Origin of the sequence: Streptomyces sp. NRRL B-24572 (assembly GCF_002156145.1) — a bacterium.
GTDB lineage: Bacteria > Actinomycetota > Actinomycetes > Streptomycetales > Streptomycetaceae > Streptomyces > Streptomyces vietnamensis.
In genome coordinates, this window is record NZ_MWIG01000258.1 from 6589 (window position 1) to 12917 (window position 6329).

The following is a 6329-nucleotide window of genomic DNA, read 5'->3' on the forward strand; positions in this document are numbered from 1 at the left end:
CGGGACGATCGTCCCGAGCGGCAGCGGCACGCGGGAGAGCAGCACGTGGGACGCCACGGACAGCGTCACGACCAGTGCCGTGAAGAACGCCGCCCGCAGCGCCCTCAGCTGCGTCCCTGCCATGTCCATCGTCGTGGAGTGTCCCATGCCGACCCGTAAGAGGTCTCTAAGGACAAGCTGTGCGTCCTGCTAGAGCCCCGGGATCCGGCCGTTGCGGAACAGGTCCACGAAGATCTGGTGGTCCGCCCGCGCCCGCGCCCCGTAGGAGTGCGCGAAGTCGACCAGGAGCTGGGCGAAGCCCTCCTCGTCGGCGGCGATCGCCGCGTCGATGGCACGCTCCGTCGAGAACGGGACCAGGGAGTGGCCGCTGGAGTCGTCCGCCGCCGCGTGCATCGTCGCCGTCGCCCGGCCCAGGTCGGCGACGGTGGCCGCGATCTCCTGCGGGTCGTCGATGTCCGACCAGTCCAGGTCCACCGCGTACGGCGACACCTCGGCGACCAGCTGGCCCGCCCCGTCCAGCTCCGTCCAGCCGAGCCACGGGTCGGCGTGCGCCTGGAGCGCCCGCTGCGAGATCACGGTGCGGTGGCCCTCGTGCTGGAAGTACTCCCGTACCGCCGCGTCCGTGACGTGCCGGGAGACCGCCGGGGTCTGCGCCTGCTTCATGTAGATCACGACGTCGTTCTCCAGGGCGTCGCTGTTGCCCTCCAGGAGGATGTTGTACGAGGGGAGGCCGGCCGAGCCGATGCCGATCCCGCGCCGCCCGACGACGTCCTTCACCCGGTACGAGTCCGGGCGGGCCAGGGAGGACTCCGGCAGGGTCTCCAGGTAGCCGTCGAAGGCCGCCAGGACCTTGTACCGGGTGGCCGCGTCCAGCTCGATCGTGCCCGAGCCCGCCGAGAAGCGGCGCTCGAAGTCGCGGATCTCGGTCATCGAGTCGAGCAGCCCGAAGCGGGTCAGGGCCCGGGCCTCGCGCAGGGCGCCGAGCAGCGCGCCCTCGGCGGTCTCCAGGGTGAAGGCGGGGACCTCGTCGCCCTTGGCGCCGGTCGCGAGGGCGTGGATCCGCTCCCGGTACGCGCCCGCGTAGATCCGGACGAGCTCGGTGATCTGTTCGTCGCTGAGCGCCTTCGCGTAGCCGATCAGCGCGAGGGAGGCGGACAGCCGCTTGAGGTCCCAGGTGAAGGGGCCGACGTAGGCCTCGTCGAAGTCGTTGACGTTGAAGACGAGGCGCCCGTTGGCGTCCATGTAGGTGCCGAAGTTCTCGGCGTGGAGATCGCCGTGGATCCAGACCCGGCCGGTCTGCTCGTCCATGTAGGGGCCGCCGTGGGCCTCGCCCTCCAGGTCCGAGTAGAACAGGCAGGCCGTGCCCCGGTAGAAGGCGAAGGCGGATCCGGCCATCTTCCGGAACTTGACGCGGAAGGCCGCGGGGTCGGCGGCGAGGAGCTCGCCGAAGGCGGTGTCGAAGACGGCGAGGATGTGCTCACCGCGCTCTGTCACGGTGGGCTGCGGGACCGACATCGAGGGTGCCTCCTGGTGCGGGGTGGTGCGAGAATGTTCACGACAATACGGACACGTGTTCCGTGTCTCTCAACGCGCGACCCTAGCCCCGAGTGCCCGTCGGCTGTCAGTCGCGCGACGTAGACTTCCACGCTGTCCCCCCAGACTGTCCGCAGCCTGTCGCTCAGCGTTTTCCGGAGGCCTCCCCCGTGACCAAGCCGCCCTTCACGCACCTCCACGTCCACACCCAGTACTCGCTGCTGGACGGTGCCGCGCGGCTGAAGGACATGTTCAACGCGTGCAACGAGATGGGCATGACCCACATCGCCATGTCCGACCACGGCAACCTGCACGGGGCGTACGACTTCTTCCACAGCGCGAAGAAGGCCGGTGTGACGCCGATCATCGGCATCGAGGCGTACGTGGCGCCCGAGTCCCGGCGCAACAAGCGGAAGATCCAGTGGGGCCAGCCGCACCAGAAGCGGGACGACGTCTCCGGTTCCGGCGGTTACACCCACAAGACGATCTGGGCGGCCAACTCCACCGGACTCCACAACCTCTTCAAGCTCTCCTCCGACGCGTACGCCGAGGGCTGGCTGCAGAAGTGGCCCCGGATGGACAAGGAGACCATCTCCCAGTGGTCCGAGGGCCTGATCGCCTCCACCGGCTGCCCCTCCGGCGAGCTGCAGACCCGCCTGCGCCTCGGCCAGTTCGACGAGGCCCTGAAGTCCGCCTCCGAGTACCAGGACATCTTCGGCAAGGACCGGTACTTCCTGGAGCTGATGGACCACGGCATCGAGATCGAGCACCGGGTCCGCGACGGGCTCCTGGAGATCGGCAAGAAGCTCGGCATCCCGCCGCTGGTCACCAACGACTCGCACTACACGTACGCGCACGAGGCCACCGCCCACGACGCCCTGCTGTGCATCCAGACCGGCAAGAACCTCTCGGACCCGGACCGCTTCAAGTTCGACGGCACCGGCTACTACCTGAAGTCCACGGACGAGATGTACGCCGTCGACTCCTCGGACGCCTGGCAGGAGGGCTGCCGCAACACCCTCCTGGTCGCGGAGCAGATCGACACCACCGGCATGTTCGAGGCCAAGAACCTCATGCCGAAGTTCGACATCCCGGAGGGCTACACCGAGGTCTCCTGGTTCCGCGAGGAGACCATGCGCGGCATGCACCGCCGCTTCCCCGGGGGCATCCCCGAGGACCGGCTCAAGCAGGTCGAGTACGAGATGGACACCATCATCTCGATGGGCTTCCCCGGCTACTTCCTCGTCGTCGCCGACTTCATCATGTGGGCGAAGAAGCAGGGCATCGCCGTGGGCCCCGGCCGAGGCTCCGCGGCCGGCTCGATCGTCGCGTACGCCATGGGCATCACCGACCTCGACCCGATCCCGCACGGTCTGATCTTCGAGCGCTTCCTCAACCCCGAGCGCATCTCGATGCCCGATGTCGACATCGACTTCGACGAGCGTCGGCGCGTCGAGGTGATCCGGTACGTGACGGAGAAGTACGGCGCCGACAAGGTCGCCATGATCGGCACGTACGGAAAGATCAAGGCGAAGAACGCCATCAAGGACTCCGCGCGCGTCCTCGGCTACCCGTACGCCATGGGCGACCGGCTCACCAAGGCCATGCCCGCCGACGTCCTCGGCAAGGGCATCGACCTCAACGGCATCACCGACCCCTCGCACCCGCGCTACAGCGAGGCCGGCGAGATCCGCGCGATGTACGAGAACGAGCCGGACGTCAAGAAGGTCATCGACACCGCCAAGGGCGTCGAGGGCCTGGTCCGCCAGATGGGCGTCCACGCCGCCGGCGTGATCATGTCCAGCGAGCCCATCGTCGACCACGCCCCGATCTGGGTGCGGCACACCGACGGCGTCACCATCACGCAGTGGGACTACCCGAGCTGCGAGTCGCTCGGCCTGCTGAAGATGGACTTCCTCGGCCTGCGCAACCTCACGATCATGGACGACGCCGTCAAGATGGTGAAGTCCAACAAGGGGATCGACATCGATCTCCTGGCGCTGCCGCTCGACGACCCCAAGACCTTCGAACTGCTCCAGCGCGGCGACACCCTCGGCGTCTTCCAGTTCGACGGCGGCCCCATGCGCTCGCTGCTGCGGCTGATGAAGCCCGATAACTTCGAAGACATCTCCGCCGTGTCCGCCCTGTACCGGCCGGGCCCGATGGGCATGAACTCGCACACGAACTACGCCCTGCGCAAGAACGGCCAGCAGGAGATCACCCCGATCCACCCCGAGCTGGAGAAGCCGCTCGAAGAGGTGCTCGCGGTCACCTACGGCCTCATCGTGTACCAGGAGCAGGTGCAGAAGGCCGCCCAGATCATCGCCGGCTACTCGCTCGGCGAGGCCGACATCCTCCGCCGCGTCATGGGCAAGAAGAAGCCCGAGGAGCTGGCGAAGAACTTCACCATCTTCCAGGCCGGAGCCAAGAAGAACGGCTACAGCGACGAGGCCATCCAGGCCCTCTGGGACGTCCTGGTCCCCTTCGCCGGCTACGCCTTCAACAAGGCGCACTCCGCCGCGTACGGCCTGGTCTCCTACTGGACCGCCTACCTCAAGGCCAACCACCCCGCCGAGTACATGGCGGGACTGCTCACCTCGGTCAAGGACGACAAGGACAAGTCCGCGGTCTACCTCAACGAGTGCCGCCGCATGGGCATCAAGGTCCTGCCGCCCAATGTGAACGAGTCCGAGTCGAACTTCGCCGCCCAGGGCGACGACGTGATCCTCTTCGGCCTCTCCGCCATCCGGAACGTCGGCACCAACGTCGTCGAGTCGATCATCAAGACGCGCAAGGCCAAGGGGAAGTACTCCTCCTTCCCCGACTTCCTCGACAAGGTCGAGGCCGTCGTCTGCAACAAGCGGACCGTCGAGTCGCTGATCAAGGCCGGCGCCTTCGACGAGATGGGCCACACCCGCAAGGGCCTCGTCGCCCACCACGAACCCATGATCGACAACGTGGTGGCGGTCAAGCGCAAGGAGGCCGAGGGGCAGTTCGACCTCTTCGGCGGGATGGGCGACGAGGCGAGCGACGAGCCCGGCTTCGGCCTGGACGTCGAGTTCTCCGACGTCGAGTGGGAGAAGTCGTACCTGCTCGCCCAGGAGCGAGAGATGCTCGGCCTCTACGTCTCCGACCACCCGCTCTTCGGCATCGAGCACGTCCTGTCCGACAAGACGGACGCGGCGATCTCCCAGCTGACCGGCGGCGAGCACGGCGACGGCGCGGTCGTCACCATCGGCGGCATCATCTCCGGCCTCCAGCGCAAGATGACCAAGCAGGGCAACGCCTGGGCGATCGCCACCGTCGAGGACCTGGCCGGCTCCATCGAGTGCATGTTCTTCCCGGCCACGTACCAGCTGGTCTCCACCCAGCTGGTCGAGGACACGGTCGTCTTCGTCAAGGGACGGCTCGACAAGCGCGAGGACGTGCCCCGCCTCGTCGCCATGGAGCTGATGGTCCCCGACCTGTCGAACGCCGGGACCAACGCGCCGGTGGTCCTCACCATCCCGACGGTGAAGGTGACCCCGCCGATGGTCAGCAGGCTCGGCGAGATCCTCAAGCACCACAAGGGCAACACCGAGGTGCGGATCAAGCTCCAGGGCCCCCGCACCACCACCGTGCTCCGGCTCGACCGGCACCGGGTGACGGCCGACCCGGCGCTCTTCGGCGACCTGAAGGTGCTGCTCGGCCCGTCCTGCCTGGCCGGCTGACCCGGTTCCGCAACCGCACCGGGGCCTTCACGGACCGCACCGGCCTTCACGCACGCGCAAGGGGCGCGCCCGTCGTCACGGGCGCGCCCCTTTGCCGTGCAGTCCGGTCGCGTCAGTTGTGACCGAAGCGCTTCTGGCGACCCTTGCGGGCCATGTCACCGGGGGTGACCTGGCTCGCGCGCTGCTCGGCCTGCGACTCCATCGCCGACTGCTGCGCCTGCTGCTGACCGCGCTCGGCCGGCGACTGCTGCTTCTGACTGCGGTTCTGGTTGCGGTTCTTGGCCATGGGGATGCCTCCTCAAAGGGACCTAGGGGCCAGGGCCGCTGTCAGACTCACATACGGTACGAACCGCCGCATGTTGGATCATTACGGAGCGTAGAGGTCGAGCGGGCGTGACACTCGCCACGCCGATGATCCAGTTCCGGACGTCAAGCACCTGGCCGTCGGGCAGACTCGAAGGAACCCGAAGCACCCTTTCGAACCCGAGGCTCCCGAAAGAGGGTGGAACACGTGGACCGCTGCGTCGTCCTGGTGGACGCCGGCTACCTGCTGGGCGCCGCCGCCAGTCTCCTCGCCGGGGAACCGGCCCGCTCCAGGATCACCGTCGACCACGCCGGCCTGATCCAGCAGCTGCGGCAGCGCGCCGAGGCCGAGACCGCGCTGCCCCTCCTGCGGATCTACTGGTTCGACGGCGCGCCCGACCGGGTGCCCCAGCCCGAGCACCGCAGGCTGCGCGTGATGCCCCGGGTCACCGTCCGGCTCGGCGCCCTGACCAGGAGCGACGGACGCTGGGCGCAGAAGGGCGTCGACGCGGCCATGCACACCGAGCTGACCGAGCTCGCCCGGAACAGGGCCTGCTCCGACATCGTGCTCGTCACCGGCGACGGCGACCTGCTGCCCGGCCTCATGTCGGCCAAGGAGCACGGCGTCGCCGGTGACGAGCACGATGTCGGAGCAGGCCCTGTTCCGGGCGAGCTCGGTCAGCTCGGTGTGCATGGCCGCGTCGACGCCCTTCTGCGCCCAGCGTCCGTCGCTCCTGGTCAGGGCGCCGAGCCGGACGGTGACCCGGGGCATCACGCGCAGCC

The 6329-nt window shown here is 68.2% G+C and carries 4 protein-coding genes; 2 read left to right on the forward strand and 2 right to left on the reverse strand.

Features of this window, described 5'->3' with window-relative positions; genetic code table 11:
- Nucleotides 1–189 precede the first annotated feature (189 nt).
- Nucleotides 190–1515 (reverse strand): DUF2252 domain-containing protein, encoded by a 1326-nt coding sequence (locus CCN56_RS15990; protein ID WP_086827522.1) that lies wholly within the window; start codon nt 1513–1515, stop codon nt 190–192.
- Nucleotides 1516–1703: 188 nt separating this feature from the next.
- Between CCN56_RS15990 and dnaE the strand changes: the two genes are divergently transcribed.
- Nucleotides 1704–5243: a DNA polymerase III subunit alpha gene (gene dnaE / locus CCN56_RS15995; RefSeq protein WP_086827524.1), complete on the forward strand. Its 3540-nt coding sequence runs from the start codon at nt 1704–1706 to the stop codon at nt 5241–5243.
- A 112-nt stretch (nt 5244–5355) separates the two neighbouring features.
- On the opposite strand, the gene CCN56_RS43210 is transcribed toward dnaE, so the two are convergent.
- Entirely contained in the window at nt 5356–5529 is a 174-nt protein-coding gene (locus CCN56_RS43210) for a hypothetical protein (protein ID WP_167352201.1), read from the reverse strand.
- 216 nt (nt 5530–5745) lie between these two features.
- On the opposite strand from CCN56_RS43210, the gene CCN56_RS16000 reads away from it, so the two are divergent.
- On the forward strand, nt 5746–6329 hold a 584-nt coding region (locus CCN56_RS16000), incomplete at its 3' end, for an NYN domain-containing protein (protein WP_256961990.1).

What these genes read in the sequence shown, in the direction of transcription:
- CCN56_RS15990 (WP_086827522.1), bottom strand. Translation starts at nt 1,515, where the DNA reads ATGTCGGTCCCGCAGCCCACCGTGACAGAGCGCGGTGAGCACATCCTC.
- CCN56_RS43210 (WP_167352201.1), bottom strand. Translation starts at nt 5,529, where the DNA reads ATGGCCAAGAACCGCAACCAGAACCGCAGTCAGAAGCAGCAGTCGCCG.